This window comes from Bacillus sp. LQ01, assembly GCF_057624735.1.
Map to the genome: position 1 here is coordinate 2,204,778 of NZ_JBYEZL010000001.1, position 22,150 is coordinate 2,226,927.

24 protein-coding genes are annotated in these 22,150 nt (G+C 35.8%); 3 read left to right on the forward strand and 21 right to left on the reverse strand.

Annotated features, from left to right (window positions below):
- Nucleotides 1-29: 29 nt before the first annotated feature.
- From AC22L0_RS11550 to AC22L0_RS11605, 12 genes are all read right to left on the reverse strand, one after another.
- Entirely contained in the window at nucleotides 30-2,183 is a 2,154-nt protein-coding gene (locus tag AC22L0_RS11550) for a peptidoglycan D,D-transpeptidase FtsI family protein (RefSeq protein WP_487272267.1), read from the reverse strand.
- A gap of 323 nt (nucleotides 2,184-2,506) precedes the next feature.
- Nucleotides 2,507-3,235 carry an NAD-dependent protein deacylase gene (locus AC22L0_RS11555; protein WP_140160739.1) on the reverse strand — a complete coding sequence of 243 codons (729 nt, stop codon included), beginning with the start codon at nucleotides 3,233-3,235 and terminating at the stop codon, nucleotides 2,507-2,509.
- 75 nt (nucleotides 3,236-3,310) lie between these two features.
- A complete protein-coding gene (pcp, locus tag AC22L0_RS11560; RefSeq protein ID WP_070756644.1) occupies nucleotides 3,311-3,958 on the reverse strand; it encodes a pyroglutamyl-peptidase I in 648 nt (215 codons plus the stop codon).
- A 16-nt stretch (nucleotides 3,959-3,974) separates the two neighbouring features.
- The gene (locus AC22L0_RS11565; protein ID WP_001021658.1) at nucleotides 3,975-4,937 is read right to left on the reverse strand and encodes a DUF979 domain-containing protein; all 963 of its coding nucleotides are present in this window, start codon (nucleotides 4,935-4,937) and stop codon (nucleotides 3,975-3,977) included.
- A 1-nt stretch (nucleotide 4,938) separates the two neighbouring features.
- Complete coding sequence (locus tag AC22L0_RS11570; protein ID WP_000239809.1) at nucleotides 4,939-5,634, reverse strand: DUF969 domain-containing protein; 696 nt, start codon at nucleotides 5,632-5,634, stop codon at nucleotides 4,939-4,941.
- A gap of 22 nt (nucleotides 5,635-5,656) precedes the next feature.
- On the reverse strand, nucleotides 5,657-6,418 hold the full coding sequence (gene pxpA / locus AC22L0_RS11575) for a 5-oxoprolinase subunit PxpA (RefSeq protein WP_087966905.1): 762 nt from the start codon (nucleotides 6,416-6,418) through the stop codon (nucleotides 5,657-5,659).
- Between the two features lie 12 nt (nucleotides 6,419-6,430).
- A complete protein-coding gene (locus tag AC22L0_RS11580; RefSeq protein ID WP_087966903.1) occupies nucleotides 6,431-7,426 on the reverse strand; it encodes a 5-oxoprolinase subunit C family protein in 996 nt (331 codons plus the stop codon).
- Entirely contained in the window at nucleotides 7,417-8,130 is a 714-nt protein-coding gene (gene pxpB / locus AC22L0_RS11585; RefSeq protein WP_000672276.1) for a 5-oxoprolinase subunit PxpB, read from the reverse strand. Before pxpB ends, AC22L0_RS11580 begins: the two co-directional genes overlap by 10 nt.
- A 14-nt stretch (nucleotides 8,131-8,144) precedes the next feature.
- On the reverse strand, nucleotides 8,145-8,897 hold the full coding sequence (locus AC22L0_RS11590; protein ID WP_087966900.1) for an IclR family transcriptional regulator: 753 nt from the start codon (nucleotides 8,895-8,897) through the stop codon (nucleotides 8,145-8,147).
- Nucleotides 8,898-9,052: 155 nt separating this feature from the next.
- Nucleotides 9,053-9,604, reverse strand: coding sequence for a signal peptidase I (gene lepB / locus AC22L0_RS11595; RefSeq protein WP_000662498.1), 552 nt, complete (start codon nucleotides 9,602-9,604; stop codon nucleotides 9,053-9,055).
- Nucleotides 9,605-9,627: 23 nt separating this feature from the next.
- Entirely contained in the window at nucleotides 9,628-10,305 is a 678-nt protein-coding gene (locus AC22L0_RS11600) for a copper homeostasis protein CutC (RefSeq protein ID WP_000895111.1), read from the reverse strand.
- A 198-nt stretch (nucleotides 10,306-10,503) separates the two neighbouring features.
- A complete protein-coding gene (locus AC22L0_RS11605; RefSeq protein ID WP_087966899.1) occupies nucleotides 10,504-11,211 on the reverse strand; it encodes an ArsR/SmtB family transcription factor in 708 nt (235 codons plus the stop codon).
- Nucleotides 11,212-11,280: 69 nt separating this feature from the next.
- On the opposite strand from AC22L0_RS11605, the gene AC22L0_RS11610 reads away from it, so the two are divergent.
- Entirely contained in the window at nucleotides 11,281-11,751 is a 471-nt protein-coding gene (locus tag AC22L0_RS11610) for a DinB family protein (protein WP_087966897.1), read from the forward strand.
- Nucleotides 11,752-11,966: 215 nt separating this feature from the next.
- On the opposite strand, the gene AC22L0_RS11615 is transcribed toward AC22L0_RS11610, so the two are convergent.
- From AC22L0_RS11615 to AC22L0_RS11650, 8 genes are all read right to left on the reverse strand, one after another.
- Nucleotides 11,967-13,115 (reverse strand): acyl-CoA dehydrogenase family protein, encoded by a 1,149-nt coding sequence (locus tag AC22L0_RS11615; RefSeq protein ID WP_001218341.1) that lies wholly within the window; start codon nucleotides 13,113-13,115, stop codon nucleotides 11,967-11,969.
- 154 nt (nucleotides 13,116-13,269) lie between these two features.
- A complete protein-coding gene (locus AC22L0_RS11620; protein ID WP_000662216.1) occupies nucleotides 13,270-13,902 on the reverse strand; it encodes a YdcF family protein in 633 nt (210 codons plus the stop codon).
- Between the two features lie 329 nt (nucleotides 13,903-14,231).
- Nucleotides 14,232-14,819, reverse strand: a complete 588-nt coding sequence (locus AC22L0_RS11625) for a GNAT family N-acetyltransferase (protein ID WP_000402584.1) — start codon at nucleotides 14,817-14,819, stop codon at nucleotides 14,232-14,234.
- A 389-nt stretch (nucleotides 14,820-15,208) separates the two neighbouring features.
- Nucleotides 15,209-16,537: a YjiH family protein gene (locus AC22L0_RS11630; RefSeq protein ID WP_487272268.1), complete on the reverse strand. Its 1,329-nt coding sequence runs from the start codon at nucleotides 16,535-16,537 to the stop codon at nucleotides 15,209-15,211.
- 111 nt (nucleotides 16,538-16,648) lie between these two features.
- The gene (locus tag AC22L0_RS11635) at nucleotides 16,649-17,527 is read right to left on the reverse strand and encodes an aminoglycoside phosphotransferase family protein (protein ID WP_000553371.1); all 879 of its coding nucleotides are present in this window, start codon (nucleotides 17,525-17,527) and stop codon (nucleotides 16,649-16,651) included.
- Nucleotides 17,528-18,043, reverse strand: a complete 516-nt coding sequence (locus tag AC22L0_RS11640; RefSeq protein ID WP_061655644.1) for a GNAT family N-acetyltransferase — start codon at nucleotides 18,041-18,043, stop codon at nucleotides 17,528-17,530.
- 23 nt (nucleotides 18,044-18,066) lie between these two features.
- Nucleotides 18,067-18,534: a DUF2691 family protein gene (locus AC22L0_RS11645; protein ID WP_087966894.1), complete on the reverse strand. Its 468-nt coding sequence runs from the start codon at nucleotides 18,532-18,534 to the stop codon at nucleotides 18,067-18,069.
- 215 nt (nucleotides 18,535-18,749) lie between these two features.
- Complete coding sequence (locus AC22L0_RS11650) at nucleotides 18,750-19,184, reverse strand: ferritin-like domain-containing protein (protein WP_000282831.1); 435 nt, start codon at nucleotides 19,182-19,184, stop codon at nucleotides 18,750-18,752.
- A 271-nt stretch (nucleotides 19,185-19,455) separates the two neighbouring features.
- Here AC22L0_RS11650 and AC22L0_RS11655 point away from each other — a divergent pair, with 271 nt between their 5' ends.
- Nucleotides 19,456-19,962: a GNAT family N-acetyltransferase gene (locus AC22L0_RS11655; protein ID WP_001139529.1), complete on the forward strand. Its 507-nt coding sequence runs from the start codon at nucleotides 19,456-19,458 to the stop codon at nucleotides 19,960-19,962.
- 164 nt (nucleotides 19,963-20,126) lie between these two features.
- Here the strand turns inward: AC22L0_RS11655 and AC22L0_RS11660 are convergent, their stop codons facing one another.
- A complete protein-coding gene (locus tag AC22L0_RS11660; protein WP_053512484.1) occupies nucleotides 20,127-21,308 on the reverse strand; it encodes a YhgE/Pip domain-containing protein in 1,182 nt (393 codons plus the stop codon).
- A 171-nt stretch (nucleotides 21,309-21,479) separates the two neighbouring features.
- On the opposite strand from AC22L0_RS11660, the gene AC22L0_RS11665 reads away from it, so the two are divergent.
- On the forward strand, nucleotides 21,480-22,097 hold the full coding sequence (locus tag AC22L0_RS11665; RefSeq protein WP_001205503.1) for a TetR/AcrR family transcriptional regulator: 618 nt from the start codon (nucleotides 21,480-21,482) through the stop codon (nucleotides 22,095-22,097).
- The last annotated feature ends 53 nt before the right edge of the window (nucleotides 22,098-22,150 follow it).

Here is a 22,150-nt window from a genome sequence, read left to right on the forward strand (position 1 = left end):
CAATATGTTTCCATGCAGTGATACTATTTTTACTGTGCCTTGTTCGGTTGTTCTACTGGAATTGAATTTGTATTTGATCTATTTGTTTTTAATTCAAAATACGCATCCAAAATGTCTTTACCAATCGCAGAATTAATTCCTGATTTATCATCATTCACCCATGGTACAACAACTGAAAAAGCTACTTCCGGATCAGCATCATATGGTGCATAACCGGCAAGAGTTAAATTATAACATTTTTTCCGGTTGTTGTTCTCATCTCTTCCAATATCACTTTCTCCACCATATACTGTCTCAGCTGTTCCTGTTTTTCCCGCTGGTTTATATGGTAGACCTTTAAACGTTCCGGTACCTGTTCCGTCAGCTTCTTGAAAAACTCTTCTAAATCCTTCTTTTACATGATTAATGTACGAAGTGTCCATATCCACTCTATTTAATACAACTGGTTCAATCGACCGAACGACTTTTCCTACATCCTCTGGTCTATTCGGTTGCTCTCTAACTTCTTGTACAATTTGTGGCTTCATTCGGTAACCGCCATTTGCAATGGTTGAAATATATTGTGCAAGCTGAAGCGGCGTATATGTATCATACTGTCCAATCGCGTAATCAAGTAAAAATCCGGGTATGTTATCAGTTCTACCTACTTGACCAATTGATTCATTTGGCAGGTCAATACCAGTCGACACACCTAGGCCAAATTGTCTAAAATAGTAGCGCATTTTATTAAATGTTTCTTGTTTAATATCTAATGGATTGTTTGGGACATAATTAATGCCTGCCATTTTTAAAGCCGTATTAAACATATAAACGTTCGATGACACTTGCAAAGCTCTTAAATCATCAATATCCCCAAATTCTTTCCACGATTTCTTCGGCTTAGAACTTCCTTTAAAATACATTGGTGCATCAAAGAAATGTGTATACGGCTTAATCGCTTCTGTTTGATATCCAGTTAATAAAGTAGCACCTTTTACAGTTGACCCTAACTCATAAGAACTTGTCATCGTTCCTAATGCATAATCTTCTATTTGCATACCGCCATCTTTATTTACAATTTTCTTTCCTGCCATTGATAAAATTTGACCGTTTTTCGGATTCATCATTACTACGAACGCACGATCCATCATCGGCTCTGCAGCATGAAAGGCTCGTAAATTCTTTTCAAGACTTCCCTCTACTCTTTTCTGTAAATCCATATCCACTGTTAACATCAAGTTATTTCCACTTTTTCCTTCAGTCACTTTTTCTGTTCGAACAATCTTCCCTGCTTTATCCATAATATTTTTAGACTGTTCTTTCGTTCCATGTAGTGCATCTTCGTATTGTTTTTCAATGTAACTTTTACCAATACGGTCGTTTCGATTATAATCACGAACTAAATAATAATCTAATTGTTCTCTTGGCAACCCTTCATTTTCATTAGAAACGCTACCTAGTATAGAGCGCAGTATTTTATCATTTGGGTATTCACGTTCCCAATCTACTGTCGTATCTACCCCCGGTAAACTTGCCAACCTTTCACTAACGACAGCATATTCATTTTCACTTACATCTTTTTTAACGATTTGCGGCGTCATTTTATATCCCGCATTCATTTTGCTTTTAATGGCTAGTACTTCTAGGTCTTCTTTTGAAAGTTCACTTAATTCTTCTTGTGTAATTCTTTCCCGGCGCAGTTCTTCTACTTTTTTATCTAACTCTTTTCCTTCTATTTCTTGCTTTCTAAATTTACTCTCATCTTCTTTCGTTACTTTCGCCGCTGCCCGCTTTTCATTTAACTGCATCCAAAAATCCTTTTTATCTGTTTCTGTTAACTTGTCTATGTCCTCTTGCGACATTTCAATTAGTTTGGCTAAATCTCTTGCTACTTGTAAAACTTCTTTCGAGTCTACTCCTCTCATTTTCGTATATGTAACGGTTCGCAATGGTTTATTATTTACAATAACGTGACCTTGCCGATCAAACATTTTCCCTCTAGGAACGGGAGTGCTTACCGTTACATCTTCCTTTTTATTTACTTCATTTCTATACGTTTCTCCATCAATGATTTGTACTTTACCTAATTGAATTATAATAGCTGAAAATAAAAGAAAGACAATAAAAAATAGTACATTTAACCGAAATGGAATATGAGTCTTTTTCTTTTTCGATAGTTTTTTCTGTTCCTTTTTCTGTCTCATTTCGCTCCCTCGCTTCATTCTATTAACATTTCTACGCAAAGTCATTATGTATCAAATTTATTTATATGATATATATAGAATTTTATATTAATTATAAAAGAAATAAAAGATTTAATTTTCAGTTTTTTATTTTTATATCCTATTTATTACCATTCCCTTAATGCACAATAAAATGAATATTATTCTAAAAGAAAAATGGGGCAAATTGATTTTTATAAATTATAGAGATGTTGTTACTACATTATCGACCTGTTTTCATGTTGCTTAATACAGCGATTACCCAAATAAAAAACTGAGGTAGATACCTCAGTTTTTTCGTTAACTTATTTCATTGAAGATAACCCTTCAACAAACTCACCAATCTTATTTTGAAAAACAAAGTCAAAGTTATATTCCTGTCCTGTTAACTCTTCATTTACTAAAATAGTTGTTGCCCCTACTTCTCTCTTTGCGATTTCCGGGAATGAAGCGACAGGTTGTACTTTTAATGACGTTCCCATAACGAGAAGTACATCTGTTTCATATAAACGTTTCATCGCATTTTGATATTTAGGCAGTGTATCTCCGTATAAAACAACGTCTGGATTTAAAATGAAATTACACTTCTCACAGCGCGGCACTTCATGATCAATCATATACTGTAAATCATATCCCGCTTTACACTTCGGACAATGTGCTGTTTGAAGTGTTCCATGTAAATCAATGACATGTTCACTGCCACCTAATTGATGTAAACCGTCAATATTTTGCGTTAAAATCGTAATATCTTTCCCTTGTTCTTCTAGCTCAGCTAAAAAACGATGTCCACGATTTGGTTTATATTGATGGAACGTATTAATTTGAAAGATTTCTTTATAATGCTTCCAAAATTCTTTCGGACTTCGGTTATAGTACCCTCTTGATAAATACATCTCCACATTCGCATCAGCATACAATCCATTTGCTGAACGGAAATCTGGGATACCACTTTCCGTACTTGCACCAGCGCCTGTTAATACTGTAATTTTCTTCGCTTTTTCTAAAATTAAACGTACTTCTTCAAATTGTTGCACAAAAATCACCTCTATGTATTTTCCTATTCTTATTATACCAGTTGTTTACAGGAGGTGTTGTACAATTCATTTTACTTAATGCGTTGCGCCCCCAATCTCTACAATATCTACTTCAACTGTCATCGTTACTTCAATTGCCAATTCTATTCCCTTACTAATAGTAGAAAGTGACATACTCGGTTGCCCTGGATAATTACTCGCTTGTTCTGGTAAAAACGGAATATGAATGAATCCGCCTTTTATTTTCTTATCATGTTTCTCTAATTCATGCATAAGTCCATAGAATAAGTGATTACAAACGAATGTGCCTGCCGTCTGTGAAACAGATGACGGTATGCCCTCTTCGCGAAGTTTTTTTACGATTGCTTTCATCGGAAGTGTAGACCAATACGCAATCGCTCCTTCTTCTACAACCGGTACATCTACTGGCTGATTCCCTTCATTATCAGCAATTCTTGCATCATCAATATTAATTGCGACACGTTCTATCGTAATATCTGGTCTGCCCCCAGCTTGTCCGATACATATAGTAATTTCCGGCACTAGTTCTTCTATATACTCTTTTAATACGCTTATTGATTTATGAAATACAGTTGGTATTTGTTTGCTTATTATCTTGTATTCTCCAATTGTTTTTTCATGCAAACCTTTTGCTACTTCCCAAGCTGGATTGATATTTTCTCCGCCAAACGGATCAAACCCTGTTAATAATACTGTTTTCATAGTTTTATCCTCCTAATTAAAAACGATATACAAGGCCGTACATAATAAACATATTTATGATAAAAATTGAAAGAGCAATTGGTACTTGCGCTTTAATAACCGCATTTTTATCCTTTAGCTCTAAAAGCATCGCAGGTACGATATTAAAGTTTGCTGCCATTGGCGTAAGCAGTGTTCCGCAATATCCAGCAAACATACCGAGTGCTGCCATAATTGCTGGGTTTCCGCCGTGCATTTGAACTATTAAAGGTAAGCCAATTCCGCCAGTAATAACAGCAAACGCTGCGAATGCATTTCCCATTACGACTGTAAATAGCATCATGCCTAAACAGTACGCCATAACAGCAACGAACGGATACTCTGTCGGTAACACTTGTCCGACTAAATCAGAAACGACTTGTCCAACGCCCGACTTCGCGAAAATACCGCCAAGTGCCGCTAACATTTGTGGTAAAATAACAGCCCAGCCGACAGCTTGTAATAGTCTGCTTCCTTCTTGAACAGGCGTTGTTATTTTCGATTTTGTAATACGCATCGCCGCGACAAATGCGAGTAATGCACCAAGCGCTAATGCAACTAAAGTTACTTTATCTGGATCAACAAGAGAGACATTTCCCCATTTAATTTTCCCTAACGTCAACGTACCGATAATTGTAAAAATAGGAATTAATAGTGCAGGCATAAAAATTTTATTTTTTAATTTCTCAGCATGTTTTACACGTTCTTGTACTGGAACTTCTTTTTCCTCTGATTTTGTCACTTTATTTAGCGAGGCTAAAACGACCATAGCGAGCACGATACAGCCAACGTAAAACGAAGGAATTACATTTCCAAATAAAAATGTAACTGCAAACAATGCCCAAAATAAACTAGAACCGAATCTGTTTGGATGTTCACGATCGAATGCGATACGAACAGCGATAAAAGCAACAATTATCCCTAATACATAATAGATTGTATCCATTGTGATGATGTTCATATTAGATTGCCTCCTTCTCTTCTTTTCCTTCTGCCTTCATTGTTTTCTCTATATATTTATCAAACCTTCTAAATCTAATCCAGCTTACAATAAGTGCAGATATTGCTGTCGGAATGCCCCAAAGTGCCATATCCCATACACCGACATGCATACCTACTGAATCGAAGAATCCTTTCATTAATAAAATAGCACCAGTTGCGATGAAAATATCTTCTCCGAAAAACCAAGCTGTATTTTCCGCAGCAGCTGCGTTTGCTTTAATCTTTTCTCTTAATTTTTCAGGAAGTTTACCGTATTTACCTTGCGCAGCCCCTTCTGCCATCGGTGCAACGAGCGGTCTTACTGTTTGTGCATGACCACCAATATTAAGACCTAGTGCTGCTGATGATTCTCTTATCGTAAAATATGACATTAATACTCTTCCAGTTGTTGCTCCTTTTGATTTCGTTATAAGTGCTTCGGCTCTTTCTTTTAAACCGTAACGCTCTAAAATTCCGATTACCGGTAAAGTTAATATAATTGGCATAGACATATATCTATTTTCTATGAAAAATTTACCGAACATGCTGATCACATCATAAAAACTTAATCCTGAAACCATACCAGTAACAATACCTGCAACCATAACTACTAAAAGTGTATTTAATCTAAATAAAAAGCCCACTGCCACTAATAATATCCCGATTAATTTCACCAATTCCAACACTTCCCCTCATTTTTTATTTCGGTGCACATATAGAAATACCATTATGTTCGAATGTTCTGTATATTCTCCCTGCAAATTGCACTGCTTTTTCCCCATCACCGTGTAAACAAATCGTTTGCGCCTGAACTGCTACTTTCTCTCCATTGACCGCATTTACATGGCCTTCTTTCACCATTTGAAGTACTTGCTTTATCGCTTCGTCTTCATCTTTTATAAGCGCATTTTCTTCTGTACGGCTCGTTAATGTACCATCTTGCTTATATGTACGATCCGCAAAAGCCTCTTGTACGAGAGTTACTTTGTATTTTTCTGCAGCCTGTATAAATGCCACGCTATTTGCTAATCCGTAAAGTAATAGACTTGGATTTATATGATAAATTGCCTTTGCGATTGCATCTGCAATTTCCGGATTAGACGCCGCCATATTATATAAGGCACCGTGCGGCTTTACGTGCTGCATTTTCCCGCCTGCCGCTTTTACAAATGCTTCTAATGCGCCTGTTTGATATAAAACATAATCGTATACTTCACTTGCTGAAACATTCATGTTTCTTCTACCAAATCCAATTAAATCAGGAAATCCAGGATGCGCCCCTATTGCTACGTTATGCTCCAAAGCTTTTTCAACAGTTTGACGCATAATAGACGGATCACCCGCATGAAAACCGCAAGCAACGTTTATAGAGGAAACGAACGGAAGAATTTCATCATCATTCCCCATTTTATAAGCTCCAAAACTTTCTCCTAAATCACAGTTTAAATCGATTGTAGTCACAATGTATTCCTCCTAATTCCAGCTTCGTAAAGCGATGAATTTCTTTAATAGATTCATATTTATTTCTTGTTCTATGTACAATTGTTCCGCTTCTTCAAGCGTAATTTTCTCAAAAGAAACATAGTCCCCCGGCTTTAGCTGGGCAAGAAGAGGTAAATCTACTAAAATGATATTTCCCATTCTCGGATAGCCACCTGTCGTTTGCCTATCTGCCATTAATATAATCGGCTGTCCGCCATTAGGAACTTGAATGGTTCCAAATGTAACAGGACTCGATAAAATCTCTTTTTCTTCAATCCTATTTAAAACTTCTCCCTCAACCCTATAGCCCATACGGTCAGCATAATTAGATACCTTATACTCTTTCGTAAAAAATGCCTTTCTACTTTCTTCTGTAAATTGATCGTATTCAAAGTCAGCTATGACACGAAGCTTAGGATGTTTCTTATACTTTGGTAGTACGCTGTTGTTAATTGCCCATTTCGTTTTTATACGCTCATCTTTTTGTAAGTCTTGAATGAAACGATTCGCCATTTCTGGTTGTGCACCAATTTGGAAGTAGTCACCCTTTTTCAGCATTCTTCCTTCTATACCACCAATCGCAGCACGTATGTACGTACTTTTGCTTCCCATTGTACGCTCAATATGTATACCACCCGCAAAAGTCACATACGCTCTACAACCATTTTTCACTTTTCCAAAACAAAGCATACTACCTTCTTCCGCTAAAATGGGACGCCATAATGGGATACGTTCTCCATTTAACAACGGTTCCATATCAACCCCACCAATTGCGAGTAAAGTCGTTTTCTTTATTAACAATTTAGGACCTAAAATCGTCATTTCTAATCCTGCTTCATTCTCTTCATTACCGACTAACATATTGATGAGCCTAAGCGCATTTTTATCCATAGCACCCCCAACAGGTACACCAAACTGTTGATAATAAGATCGCCCTAAATCTTGGACTGTTGTAAACATTCCTGTATGCAAAACTTCTACATCCATTCTTTAGCCCCCTCAAGCGATACGTACTCTTCCTTCGTTATCGGGATAAATCGTAAATACATACCACTTTGAATATATGTTGGTATTTCTTCTTTCGGATTAAATAGAGTAATAGGTGTTCGGCCGATAATATTCCATCCACCTGGTGTTTCAAGCGGATAAATACCTGTTTGATTTCCGCCAATACCTACTGAACCAGGAGAGATTTGTAATCGTGGTGTTTCTTTTCTAGGTGTTTCTAATTCTTTTGATAGTCCTCCTAAATACGGGAACCCTGGTGTAAAACCAAGCATATATACAAAATATGTAGTTTCACTATGTATTCGAATCACATCTTCTACTTGTAAACCGTGATAATGCGCGACCTCTTCTAAATCAGGTCCATATTCTCCCCCGTAGCACACTGGTATAGAAATATGTTTCACATCCTGTTTTACTTCTTCTTTATAAGAATCACACAGCTCCTTTATATACTGGCGAACGTAATCATATGACCTTTCACTTCTCTCATTTCTCTTCCATACTTCGTATACATTGTAGTAAACAGCTAATGAAGTAAACGACGGAACACACTCAATCATTCCTGCAAACGGATGTTGCTGCAGTGCTTTAAATAACCGCTGTACTTTCTCATATATACCCATCTTAATTTCTTCACCAAATGTAACAATAATTGCTTGATCCCCTAACGCAGAAAATTTCATCCTACTCCCTCTTTCTATGCCAAAAAGCCGAGTTCTTTCGAAATGCGATGCGCTGTTTCTTTCACCTTCGCAATAAAATATGAAATGTTACTTTCGCTGTACTCAATTGCTAATCCTGAAATACTAATGCCTGCTACAACCGTTCCATCGCTCGCGAAAATGGGTGCTGCTATCGCGGCTGTATGATTTTCTAACTCAGAATAACTAATTGTGTAGCCTTCCTTTTTTGCCATTTGCAACACTTCTAACAATTGTTCCTTATCCACGATTGTTCCATCTGCAAACTGTTTTAAATCCACTTCCTCTATGTATCTCCGTTTCTCTTCCTCAGAGAAATGCGATAGTAAAATTCTTGGACATGCACCAGCATAAAGCGGTGCTCTTCTTCCAACCGCCGTATACACGCGTACCGGCTGAACACCCTCCATCTTTTCAACGTAAATTGCGTCATTACCATCTTGAATTATTAAATTAACTGCCTGTCCTAAACTATCTCTAAGTTCTTTCATATAAGGAATTGCTATATTTCTTACTGATAATCGTTGTGAAACAAGTTGACCGAACCGTAAAAATACGACCCCTAAACGATATTTCCCCTTTTCGTTTTTTTGTAAAAACGCCATCTCTTCTAACGAGCCAATTAAACGATAAACAGATGTTTTCGGCATATTTGTAAGCCGAACCATCTCAGTTAAACTTAGCTCTTCATGCTCATAAAACAACTCTAAAATATCCATTGTCTTAACTGCCGTTTTATTTATACTCATTCTATCTCCCTTTCGTTCCAAATTACGGAACTTAAATTCCATTTTTCGAAACAAACATATAATTTAAAATTATAAAATATTCTTTCAATTCAATCAATAGATTTTAAGCAAATAAAAAAGTATGGAAGAATATCTCTCCCATACTTCACCACACTTTATAACGCTCTTACTTGTTCCAACGGCCAGAAAACAGCTTGTCCTTTTCCGACAATTTCATCTTCTGAAATAAAGCCAAACATGCGACCATCCTTAGAAACTTCACGATTATCGCCTAAAACAAATACTTGGCCTTCTGGCACTTTCGTTTTCCCAGTGATTTGTTCTAACGTAAAGTCTGGAGTTAATACACGACCTACTGCTTTTTCTTTAAACTTTTTTAAATATGGTTCTTCCATCGCTTTTCCGTTTACATATAAAACATCATTTTTATACTCAACTGTATCGCCTGGCAAACCAATTACTCGTTTTACTAAATCGTATCCTTCTTTTCCGTGGAAGACGATAATATCAAAGCGATCTAATCCACTTATACTATAACCAATCTTATTCACGAGAACTCGTTCGTTATTTTTTAAAGTAGGCATCATTGATTCACCTTGCACTAAAGAAGGTGTAAATAAAACACCGCGAATAATAGCAATTAATACAAGGGTAAAACCTATCGTTTTAGCCCAAGAGAATAATTCTTTCTTCGTATTTTCCTTCATCGTTTCTCCTCTTTCTTAAGCACTTATTTTATTATTTCAACTAATTCTTGTACTAAATTAGGATCTATTTCAGAAAAACATGATTTTCCTTCTCTTACCGCTGTACCGACATGCGCCTGCGTGATTCCAGTTTCATCTAGCAATCGCTTTATATTTTCTTTCGTCACGCCAGCTCCAGCTACAAGCTGAATTTGACCATCGCTTACCTTTTGCATTTCTGTAAGCACCGGAATATTCTCTACTATATTTCCTTGTCCACCTGAAGTTAAAACGTGAGTCACTTTATGAAACTTCTTTAAAGTTCTCATCGCTTCTACTGGATTTTCTATATCATCTATCGCACGGTGGTACGTTACATTTATTCCATCTACAACAGATAGTAAGTCCGCTAATTTCTCTTCATCCACTTCATTTCGTTCATTTAATACGCCTAATACTACACCAGCTGCTCCTAACTTCTGTGCAACTATAATATCTTCTTTCATCATTTCAATTTCTTCTTCCGTATATGTAAAAGACTTCGCATGCGGACGAATCATAACATGAATTGGTATACTTACCGCTTCTACCGCTTTTTTTATAAAAGCATAACTCGGTGTTAAACCACCTTCTGTATAAGATGAAATTAATTCAATCCGCTTCCCGCCAGCGCTTTCAATTCGTTTTACATCTTCTAAACATGTTGCAATAACCTCTAGCATGAGATGACCTCTTTTCGTGCTTTTTTCTTATTATAACATTAGTAAAAATAAGAAGCCTAGCTTTCTCCTTTAAAACTTAAAAAAGAAGAATGAAAAGAAAGATTTTTTTATTGGCAACAATTATTGGTAACATCCTATTATTCATGTACACTCCTACCATAATGAAAAAACCCGTCATTTTGACGGACTTTTCTAATTTCAAGCTTTTCTTTCCTCAGTTTTCATATCAATGCCTAATTGATCTTCCAATAACTTTACACCTTTCTTTGTAAGATGGACAGCTCGGTTCTTATCCATTTTCGTAATCCATTCCTGTTCAAAAAGCAGTTTTGCAATTGCAGACCCTAACCAACCAGAAATATGGTAACGCCGTTCACTCCAATCAAGGCAAGGTTTTGCAAATACCCTCCTTTTTGTATCTGCCTCATCAATATTTATTCCAAAATTCAGAAACCATCGCTTACCTTGTTCCGTTACAATGTATTCTCCATCCTCTAAAATTATAAATTGCCTATCTAGTAATTTTTCAGTTATCTCTACACCGAGTTTGCCTGCAAGATGATCATAACAAGTTCGAGCATAACGAATTTGTTTTAGTTGACCTGATTGTTTTAAAGAGCGAACTTGAACTGTTGGTGCAATTGTCCCTAACTTTTCAAGCACTTCTGCAACTTCTTGATTAGCAAGTCGATAGTAACGATGTCTACCATGTTGTTCAACTGTAAGTAAATTCCCTTCTACTAATTTAGAAAGATGCGAACTAATTGTTGGATGTGACACTTTTGCCATATAAGCCAATTCACTAGCAGGTAGTGCCTGATTATTCATTAGACAATCTAATATGATTGCTCTTGTAGGTTCAGCAATTAGTTTAGCTATATATGAGATATTCGGATATACATTCATATTTCGATGATACCCTAACTATTAAATTGATACAATTATTTTAAGTTTAATAGTAAAGGAGAATGTATTATGAATGCAATTGATCTTAGTATATTAAATTTGAAAGAAACAAGAAGGCGCTCAGAAAAATTATGGAATTCTCTTCCTAATAATTTTCTTAATTGGAAGCCTGATCCTGAGGCTATGTCTTTTGGTGAGATGATTCGTCATGTATGGAGTTCAACTTTTTACTACCATATGATTATAAAAAACAACGGTTCAATAAACGACATACGTATCCCGTATGATGACGAGCCAATTACTTGTGTAAAAAAAGAAATTGAATTGGCACAATCATACTTTACTGACTTCATAGAATATATTCAATTAATAAACATAGCCGAGCTAGATTCAAGACTTATTGATAGAAGCGATGTTGGCTATCAACGATATTTAGGTGATATGCTATTACGAATTGCCTATCATGATGCGGTCCATGCAGGTCAATTTTTACAATATTTACGAATGGTAAACTTAGAAAGACCATTAATTTGGGATTAAATACGAAAAATGTTTATACAACCTCCAAACCGGCATTACAATAAGAATTTTTCAACAAGAAACAATCAAAAAACCATGATAATCATTTATATTAAAAACCTACATCTCAACTAAGTACTTCATACACATAAAAAGCACGGGTTTGATTACTAATCAAACCCGTGCTTTCAAAACAACTATAATATCCATAAACAATAAAATGTAAGCTTTAAAAACTACGACCGAAACGCCGCATCCGCCAGCATAGACAATGTTGCATCATCCATCGGTGGATTATGCAGTCCTGCTCTGACGTTTAAATAGTAACGATGGAGCGGATTTTTTTCTGATAAACTTTTTGCTCCTACGATGCGCATCGATTTATCCACTATAGATATCGCCGCATTTGTTACAGCATATTTCACGGCTGCTAATTCTGCTTGCAGTGATAGTTTATCTTCTGCCTCATCGTACTTTTTCGCAATTTGATATAAAAAGACGCGAGCTTGCATAAGCTCGAGTTCTAATTCTCCAACTAATCTTCTAACATTCGGCAATAAACTAATAGAATGGTTTAAACTGTTTGGCTTGTATGATTCCGCAAATTGAACTGCATAATTTCTTGCTGATTGTGCAATTCCTAAATAACATGCTGGTATATGTAGCAACCAGCCAACACCCTTTTGTTTTACTTTCCCGCCTTTTATATCTGTAAAAAAGCGACTTTCTATCTCTACATTTTGTAAGACAAGGTCGTGGCTAGCAGTCCCTCGCATTGCAACGCTATCCCACGTTTCTTCAATAGATACACCGAGTGTATTTCTTGGAATAACAAACTCACCAACTTCTTCTTGGCCTTCCATACTTGCTGAAATAATAAAATAATCAAGTACTGGCGCCATCGTTGTAAAAGTTTTTCTTCCATTTATAACCCACTTCTCGCCTTGTTGAACCGCTATTGTTTCTGGTTTGCCGCCACGCGTCGGACTCCCTGTTTTCGGTTCTGTTGCTGCCCTGTTAAAGAGCGCACCATTACGTACTTCTTCGCAAAACCATTTGAACATCTCATCATTCCAAGAGCGATTTTCCGCTAGCTCTTTCACAATGCCAAGATGCCAGCCAATCGATAATGCAGTAGCTCCGCAGCCTTCCGCGATTTTCTCTTGAAATAAAACAAAGTCATATAAAGAAATCGCACTACCACCAAATTCCTTCGGTAACGTTAATTTCGTATATCCGATATCTTTCAAATCATTTATATTTTCATACGGAAATGATCCCAATTCACTTAGCTGATGCTCCCTTTCCATGAACTTCGGAATCAATTTATTTATTTGTGCAATAATGAAAGATTGTTCTTCTGTTTCAACAAATGAGAGTGCCATACTATAATCTCCTTTATGTTCGATTCATCAACCGCTCACTTTTTCATTATGATTATATGAAGCTACCTCTCTATTGTTTCACTATTCCGATAAAAATACAATGTTTTTGACTAATAAGAAAAGTTCCTATTTAAGGATAGGTTCTTTTCTTATGTTAATCTCCCTTCAATGCCTTTAATGGCAAAGAGGTTACATATCCAATATACGAGAATAATTCTTTAAAGAAGAATGGAATTTCTGTGTCTAACGTTTTATATGCTGATGTCGGCGTTGGTGAAGCATACGCTTCAATATTAATATGTTTTGCAATTCTCATTGCGCGTTTCATATGAAGTGGATCACTTACAATCGTGTATGTGCGTATTCCGTTCTCTATTCCAACTTGCTTCGCATTTTTTAAATTTTCTTCAGTGAAAAGGGATTTAGTTTCAATTAAAATATCTTCCTCTTTTACACCTTGTTTCATTGCATATACTCTTGCAGTACGTGCTTCCTCAAGTTCTGCCTCGAACTTTGTACCACCTGTAAAAATAATCTTTTTAATATTTCCGTTCTTATATAAAGAAATCGCATGATTAATTCTTTCTTTAAATACAGGAGATGGTTTTCCGTTCCACGAAGCTGCTCCTAGTACGATACCAGCATCCGTTTTCACGTCATCATTTGCTTTAAAACGATAACTCCAAATATCGTAAGCTGCATAACTTACATATAAAATAGCAGAACAAATCATTAGTAAAAATACTTGAAAGATTCGTCTTTTCTTACTCTTCTTATTTTCTTTCATTTGTAATTGCCTCCGTACATCATCCATACTTCTATAAAAAACATTTATATCAAATCGTTTTGTTTGAGTTTATTTAAAAGAAGGAACTTTACTTGTTATTTATGTATAAAAGGGTTTTCATTTAAAATTGAGGATTATCAATTCATTTTCATTTGCGGTTTTCATTACATTTTTTAAATTCATAAGTTTATTACCATACAACTACATTGTAACGAATTTTTTCTCAGAAGGGAACGATGAAACAAAAGGAATTAAAATAAAGTAGCATTTTGTAAGAAAAAAGGTATATTTTTCATGTCTCACGAACAATATACCTTTCAAAACACGAATTATAACTTTTCTTTATATAACTCTAATTTTTCTAACAATTGTTCTTTTACGCCTGGCCATTCACTCGAGATAATACTGTACACCACCGCATCTCTCACATAACCATTCGGTAATTTTCTTTCATTTCTAAGCACACCTTCTTTTACTGCGCCTAATCTTTCAATTGCTCGTTGTGCTTTTTCATTTCTTGCATCCGTCTTAATTTGCACTCTCAGCATATGCAGTTTTTCAAAAGCATACTGGAGAAGCATATACTTACACTCTGTATTTATACTCGTACGTTGTACACTCGGATGATACCACGTTTGCCCTAACTCAACTGTCTTATCTTCTACTGAAATATTATATAAACGTGTACTTCCTACAATCTTATTCGACTGTTGATCTACGGTTACGAAAGGTATTTGATTACCTCTTCCGTAGCCCTTTATCGCTTTTTGAACGTATTGTTGCATATCTTGCACACTATCCATTTTAGAGATTAAATACGCCCAAATATCCCGATTTCCTTCTACAATCGAAAACAAAGTTTCGACATCAGTATTATCCATTAACCGCAACTTTGCTCTTTCGTGAATAATTTCCATTTTTAAGCCCCCTTTGCTGTTACTATATCATAAGAATCAAAAACGTATTATAAGAATAAAAAAATATAACGAAAAGAATTCTTTTCAAATATATTCTTCTCGTATAAGGTAGGAAGACCCATCAGTAACCCTTAAAAAAATAATTTTTTGATAATTTCCAATAAATTCTATATAATGATAAACGGGAGGGGATAAAAAATGCTAGATCAAATTACTTGGGGAACGCCAGGCAGCTTATTATGCTTAGGGTTCTTTTTTGCGGGACTAGGAATCTTCTTAAGAAGCGTTACGTCGTATACGAAAAATAAATAAGAATATCCCGCTTTTAAACAAAAAAAGCCCTCTTTTTACAGACGGCTTCTTTTGTTTAACTTTATCTTATTAAAACTTCAAAGCAACAAATAAGCAATCGGCGTAATAATAAGCAACGTTGAAATCGTTCTCTGCACATATAAAATAATAAGTTCAGATACTTTTAACGGAATATCTGTTGATAATATACAAGGAATGGAAGCGGAGAAAAACAAAATAGATGATACGGAAACAACTGCAATAACAAACTTTGTCACGAGTGGTGCACTTACTACTAATAATGACGGTAAAAACATTTCTGCAATGCCAACTGATGCGGCTTTAGCAGCTAAGTCTGCTTCTGGTAATTGTAATAGCCATGTAAATGGATAGAAAATATAACTGATCCAATCAAATATTGGCGTAAACTTCGCTAAGACGATACCAATTAATCCTACTGACATAATGGATGGTAAAATTCCCATCGTCATAATAAATCCATCTTTTAAATTTAATGCAATATTTTTCATAATGCTCGGTGCAGACTTTGATACTTCTAACGCATCTTCCCAAGCACATTCTAACATTTTCTCTTTATAAACAGGCTCTGGGAACCCTTCTTCTGTTACATATGTATCTGGTTTTCTACTGAGGGGCGGGATTCTTACGGTGATAGCAGTCACGATGAATGTTACAACAAGTGTAGTCCAAAAATAAACATTCCATAAATGCATAATATCTAATGTTTTTGCGATGATGATCATAAATGTAGCGGATACTGTAGAAAATCCTGTAGCGATAATCGCCGCTTCTTTTGTCGTATACTTTCCTTCTTTATACACGCGATTCGTAATAAGGAGAGCAAGCGAATAACTTCCAACGAAGGACGCAACTGCGTCGATTGCCGATCTCCCCGGCGTATTCCATAATGGCCTCATAATCGGCCGACAAAATGTACCGATAAATTCAAGCAATCCATATCCGACTAATAACGCTAAAAACGCCGAGCCAATTGGAACGAGCAAACTTACTGATATGACTAGCTTCTCATACAAAAACGGTCCAACATCTGGCGCAAAGAACCAAGCTGGTCCTACTTTTAAACAATATAATATGCCAAATACAACGCCAACTACTTTTAAAATAGAAAAACAAATGTCTACGATAGATGCATTCCATTTCTTCGTATAAAATGGATAAATCACACCAATCGCCATAACGAACAATGCATAATAAGGTACTACGCCTGGAACCGAAGCCCTAATCCACGATACGATATGATCAATCATAATAGACGATGCACCGTTTATCGTAACAGGAACGAAAAACATAAACACTCCAACGAGACTAGCAAGTATAAACCGAAGAATAATCCCCTTCTCTCGCCCTGTCTTAATTACATTACTCTTTAATTCAATTTCACTCAAAATTCGACACCTCCTATTATCTAAATATTCTGTATAATTATGTTATATTCCTTCTTTCCATTTCTACTATTTAATCATATGAAAAAGCCTATTTTAAAATAGGCTTTTCTATTACCTCTCATAATCATCCACAATCACTTGAATGATACGATACGATTCTTCTGCTACTTTTTCATTACTATCCCTATTCGTATCATATGTAATTAACGCCTTCCAAAGTGCCCATCCTCTTGCTCTATTCCATGTTTCTTCATTCATACGTAACACTTCTTTAAATACGTTTCTGCTATTCTTATCAAAAAAAGTCCATGCCATCGCTGCATCACAAGCCGGATCCCCTACTCCTAAAATACCAAAATCAATTACGGCACAAAGCTTTCCCTCTTTAACGAGTAAATTCCCCGGTGCTACATCTCCATGAACCCAAACTGGCTTACGGTCCCATGTTGAACTAAGTGCTACATTCCAAAGGTGCTTTAATAATGCCTCGTCAAAAACATCCTTATTATTTTCAATAGCAACTCTCGCCTCTTCATCATATACAGATATAAGTCCGCCTCGGTAAAAATTATGTGTTCCAGCTAAAGGTCCGTTACTCGCATTGATAGATTGCAATTCTACTAAAAAAGATCCTAAGTCCGCCGCAAATTCATTTAAATCCCGAACGTTTTGTTTCGTAACTGTTTCTCCCTCTATCCACTTATTAATAGACCAAGGCAATGGATACGCTTCAGACGGATTTCCTTTCGCAAGTGGGGTAGAAATCGGTAAAGAAAGCCCCTTACTTAATATAGGAAGCCAACTATTTTCTTTCTCTACTTGCGGTGCATATGCCGCATCACTTGGCAATCTTACACTCATCTCATACCCTAAGTGAAACGTCCTATTATCATGCCCACTAAACTTTACAGGTTTCACTTCTAAATGGGCCCATTCGGGAAACTGTTCCTGTATTAACTTTTCAACTAAACTTACGTTAATTGGATGCATTCACATTCTCCTTTTCTTTTGAAACTTACTAAGCCCATCCGTACTTCCAACATATTCAAAACCATTTTTCTTATAAAAATCATTTAACGTACGATTATGCCCCACGCAATCTAACTTCAAATACTCTTTGTCATGTTGCACATTCTCTTCTATCCACTGTAAAATCCATTCTCCAATTCCGTTCCCCTTATACTTCCGTTTCACCGCAAATCTATGAATATATAATGAATTAGAAACTTCCTCTTTACCAAAAATATGTTCATCCCATTCATTTTGTTTAGGAGAAACTGTAATCGTACCAACTATTTCATCTTCTTTCATAACAATATACGTATATTTCTCTCTTATACATTCTAGTATTTCAGCCGTAGCTTCCTCTCCTAAAAGATACTGCCACTGATCCACTTCTTTATATTGTAGCCATTGTGCTACTTCTTTTAATAAAAGGATAATACTATCACTTTCATTTTCAGTAGCAATTCGAATTGCATATTCTTTACTTATATTGCTCTCCATATTGCCTTTCCCCTTTCAAATTGCTACCATACTGACAAACGAGTCCTTCCATCATTTTCATCTGTAATATATTCTACATAAAACCCTTGATTCACTGCGTTTTCATACATCATTTCAATCTCTTCTTGGTTTTTCGCATAAATTTGTATATACTCACCATCCGCTACTAATACGACTACTTCACACTTACTCTCCTTAAATTCTTCAAATGTTGCAATTTCTCCTAGTACCTCTCCTTTTGGACATGCTTTTAGATCTAAAAATAAAAGATAATATATGTTATCTTTTATTAGCTTTTTTAATTCTGTTCCTTCCATGATCTCGTTATCTTCTGAAAATAATTCTGGACCTAATTCATTCCCTATTATTATATAAGCTTCCTCCCTTCCCATGACTTGCCAATCAAATACAGTAATATCAATTGGCTTTAATACTTTCCAAAGTAAATTATCATATCCATCTAGAATATCTACTGTAATCCCTCTTTTCATATGCTTGCTCCTAACTTATTCATTTTCGTTTCATACATTATATATCAAATGTAATTACTATATTTTGTCGATACATATGTACATCATAAAAAACCGCTCCACTACTAGCGAAACGGTTTCCTTTTGCTTACATTTAAATATTTCATTCAATTGTTGCACTGCCTTTTAAAATAATTTCTAATATATGCACCACATTAGCCGTTCATTCTTAATGCTCACTTCGACTTTACAAAGTAATATAAAAACCATACTGCATGATTTTGTTCATCCGCAGCTATTCTCCGTAACAACTCTTTCAAATGTACATCCGATGTCTCATCTGAAATTTCCAAATAAAAATCTACTGTTTTTTGTTCATCTTGTATAGCAAACTCTAATCCTTGTAAATACGTATTTGGGCAGTCTTCAGTAATTTGTGGTTTCGGCTGCCTTCCAGTTAAGTTCGTATAAATTTGTACAAAGTTGTGGAAATGCTTTATTTCATCATTACGAATTTCAAGAATTTGTTTTTGTTCTACTTGATTTGGAGCCATATTCGCTAATTTTGCATAGCAGCTTATGGCGCTATACTCTCCATTTATAGCTTTTTCAATATCACTAATCAACTTATCATTTTGCCTATACCAATCATAATAATTTGAATTATACATCGTATCCCCCCATACTTTCGCTTAACATTTTATGCATTTAGAAATAGTAGGAGCCTGTGTATTTAACGGGACGGCTTTAGAATGAAAGAAAAGTTTGAGAAAAGGGTCTATTTTGCAAAGGAATTGCTTATGCATAAAATAATACTATTGTATACTGTTGCTATAAACTCTCGCGGGAGTTAAGAAAATAAATTCGCGAATCAACGATTGGTTCAACATGATGCGGTGCGAAGCTATTATGAGTTAAGTGACATAATTAGGAGGTTCCACTATGCCATCTTTATTTAAAACTATGGAGTTCCAGCTAAAAACCGAACGACTTGACCTGAGTATGTGGGAGGAATCCGATTCAGTTTGGATGAGGAAATTAATTGGCGAACGTGGTGTGGACATGCCGACCCTCGACTCCGTTCGTAAACGGCTTATTGAGATGCGTAAGAAGGCAGATGAAAATGGCATTTCCCTTCTCACTATTCGAAGAAGAGACGAAGGCGATTTCATTGGATACTGCGGCTTGATTATCGGTCGTTCCACACTTGAAGAGCCGGAGATTGCATACGAGTTGTTCCGCAGCGCTCATGGTAAAGGTTATGCGACTGAGGCGGCATCTGTTGTACTGGACGCGGCGATTGCTACTGGGCGCCAAAGACTTTGGTCGACTGTAGGTGCTTGGAATATCGCTTCCCTCCGGGTACTAGAAAAGATAGGATTTAAGCGTCATCACAGTACGTGGGATGACGAACGTGGTGAGATTGTCTGGAATGTACGTGACCTTTAGAGATCCCGACTTAATTCTAAACATAACACTTTTCAACAATTAGGTGTTTACATTGAGGAAAAGCCAGAAAAATTAACAAACTTTATTATCAGCAAATATTCATTCTTCAGCTTATAGATTTCATCAAAAAAAGCCGTTTCACTAATTAGTGAAACGGCTTTTTTTTAAGCGTTCAATTCTGTTTTATGCCCTTTTACTACACTACGTTTGAATGCAGTTGCTAATATAGTAACCATACTTACTATACCAATCCAAACGAGTACAGTAACAGGAGTATTCCAACTTAACCCTTTTCCGAAGAAGAAGATTTCTCTTAGGCCTTCAATCATAAATTTCATTGGTAACCATGAGTAAACCCAGTCTTGATAAAACGGAGACAACATCTCAGGTGCTAATGATAGTAACGGTGCCCCGAAGAATAGTAATAAAGCGAATAAACCGATTCCTTTTAGCCCAACCAATGAAAGTACCGCAGATATCATTAAGAAGAAACTAAAAGAAGTAATGGATAAGAATAGAGCTGTATCCGTGAAGTTCGAAATATTTAACCCTACCATCCCATCCGCAATCCATGTAAGACCAAATCCAATTACAAGTGTCGCAATAGCTCCTGTTACGATTTGGTTTACTTTTAACAGAAAGTTTTCTTTTCTTGAGCTTACTGGCATTTTACTAATCGCAATAAAAATAATCGCTGCACTAGCTAAACTTGCAATCCATAACGGCTGGAACAATGATATTGGTGAGTTACCGTTCGCACTATTTTTGCCGACCTCATTCATATTTTTCACGTTCTTTACAATAGGTGTTACTAATTTCGCAGCTTGATCTGTTGTTAATGTACCTCCTTTTTCCTTATATCCTTCTAATACTTGCGCGCGAACAGTATTGTTCATATTATCAACAATCGCCTGTAATATTTGTCCTGCCATAGTTGATGCAGCCGTATTCATTCCTTGATTAATATATATTTCTATCTCAGGTGAAGATGGCTGTGGTGTTCGTAACGACGCTTGTTTTGCGCTAAATTCTTTCGGGATGACTAATGCCGCGTAATACTCTTTATTGTTTAATCCCTTTTGAACGGCTTCTTTATTTTTTACTTCTACCCACTTCACTGCGGGTTCTTCCTCTGATTTCGCTGTTTTTTTCATGTTATCAACGATCGTTTGCCCCATATTCATTTTCGGTTGATTTGGAATTTCTACACCTTGATCCTCATTTACAATTGCAATTGGCAAGTTTTTCGGCTTTGGTTGAACAGTTGGAAATAACGTTAATGAAAAAATAAAAACAACAAGTAGTGCAATAACTGGTGATAACAATAAAAGTTTATTTTTAAACATTTTCTTTTCTCCTCCCTTAATTTGATCTATAATAACCAACAACGTGTTGTTTATTTATATTTTGAATTATATGTTCGAGTTGAACCTTATACAATAATCAAAAATCGTGAATGTGTTGGTTATAAGACACATTTTCTAAATGTGTTGAGTAAAATTAAGGAGGGATATGCTTTGCGCGATAATAATTTAGATTTGCGTGTTGTTCGTACAAAAACTGCCATACGAAATGCATTGGTGGAGCTAATTGAAGAAAAAGGTTTTGACGCCATTACAGTGAAAGATATTACAACGAAAGCAAACATTAATCGCGGTACTTTCTATGCGCACTATCAAGATAAATTTGATTTAATGACAAAATGCCAAGAAGACATTATGTACGAGTTTTCTAACATTGCTAAACAGAAATTCCCAGAAGTTATTGCTGACCTTGGATCAAATCCTTCTCCAACAATGCCATTTATACTTATCACTTCTATTCTTGCATTTCTAAATGAAAATAGTGATTTTATGAGAGCTGTACTAAGTCCGAAAGGAGATTTATCTTTCCAAACAAAACTGAAAGACTTTATGTGGAAAACATTATTTGAAGATACGAATGGTCCTCTCATTAATAAGGAGAATTTACTTGTTCCAAGCGAATACTTAACTTCTTATATGGCATCTGCGCATATAGGTGTCATCCAACAATGGTTAAATAATGGACAAAAAGAAACACCTGAGGAGATTGCTCGCTTTTTATCAACAATCGCAGTTCATGGACCTTTTTATGCGGCTGGCTTAAAGAAATAATTCAGCTATTAAGTAAAAGAACACCCACTATAATAGTGGATGTTCTTTTACTT

What these genes read in the sequence shown, in the direction of transcription:
- AC22L0_RS11550 (WP_487272267.1), bottom strand. Translation starts at nt 2,183, where the DNA reads ATGAGACAGAAAAAGGAACAGAAAAAACTATCGAAAAAGAAAAAGACT.
- pcp (WP_070756644.1), bottom strand. Translation starts at nt 3,958, where the DNA reads ATGAAAACAGTATTATTAACAGGGTTTGATCCGTTTGGCGGAGAAAAT.
- AC22L0_RS11565 (WP_001021658.1), bottom strand. Translation starts at nt 4,937, where the DNA reads ATGAACATCATCACAATGGATACAATCTATTATGTATTAGGGATAATT.
- AC22L0_RS11580 (WP_087966903.1), bottom strand. Translation starts at nt 7,426, where the DNA reads ATGGATGTAGAAGTTTTGCATACAGGAATGTTTACAACAGTCCAAGAT.
- pxpB (WP_000672276.1), bottom strand. Translation starts at nt 8,130, where the DNA reads ATGAAATTTTCTGCGTTAGGGGATCAAGCAATTATTGTTACATTTGGT.
- AC22L0_RS11590 (WP_087966900.1), bottom strand. Translation starts at nt 8,897, where the DNA reads ATGAGTATAAATAAAACGGCAGTTAAGACAATGGATATTTTAGAGTTG.
- lepB (WP_000662498.1), bottom strand. Translation starts at nt 9,604, where the DNA reads ATGAAGGAAAATACGAAGAAAGAATTATTCTCTTGGGCTAAAACGATA.
- AC22L0_RS11600 (WP_000895111.1), bottom strand. Translation starts at nt 10,305, where the DNA reads ATGCTAGAGGTTATTGCAACATGTTTAGAAGATGTAAAACGAATTGAA.
- AC22L0_RS11605 (WP_087966899.1), bottom strand. Translation starts at nt 11,211, where the DNA reads ATGAATGTATATCCGAATATCTCATATATAGCTAAACTAATTGCTGAA.
- AC22L0_RS11610 (WP_087966897.1), top strand. Translation starts at nt 11,281, where the DNA reads ATGAATGCAATTGATCTTAGTATATTAAATTTGAAAGAAACAAGAAGG.
- AC22L0_RS11615 (WP_001218341.1), bottom strand. Translation starts at nt 13,115, where the DNA reads ATGGCACTCTCATTTGTTGAAACAGAAGAACAATCTTTCATTATTGCA.
- AC22L0_RS11620 (WP_000662216.1), bottom strand. Translation starts at nt 13,902, where the DNA reads ATGAAAGAAAATAAGAAGAGTAAGAAAAGACGAATCTTTCAAGTATTT.
- AC22L0_RS11625 (WP_000402584.1), bottom strand. Translation starts at nt 14,819, where the DNA reads ATGGAAATTATTCACGAAAGAGCAAAGTTGCGGTTAATGGATAATACT.
- AC22L0_RS11635 (WP_000553371.1), bottom strand. Translation starts at nt 17,527, where the DNA reads ATGCATCCAATTAACGTAAGTTTAGTTGAAAAGTTAATACAGGAACAG.
- AC22L0_RS11640 (WP_061655644.1), bottom strand. Translation starts at nt 18,043, where the DNA reads ATGGAGAGCAATATAAGTAAAGAATATGCAATTCGAATTGCTACTGAA.
- AC22L0_RS11645 (WP_087966894.1), bottom strand. Translation starts at nt 18,534, where the DNA reads ATGAAAAGAGGGATTACAGTAGATATTCTAGATGGATATGATAATTTA.
- AC22L0_RS11650 (WP_000282831.1), bottom strand. Translation starts at nt 19,184, where the DNA reads ATGTATAATTCAAATTATTATGATTGGTATAGGCAAAATGATAAGTTG.
- AC22L0_RS11655 (WP_001139529.1), top strand. Translation starts at nt 19,456, where the DNA reads ATGCCATCTTTATTTAAAACTATGGAGTTCCAGCTAAAAACCGAACGA.
- AC22L0_RS11660 (WP_053512484.1), bottom strand. Translation starts at nt 21,308, where the DNA reads ATGTTTAAAAATAAACTTTTATTGTTATCACCAGTTATTGCACTACTT.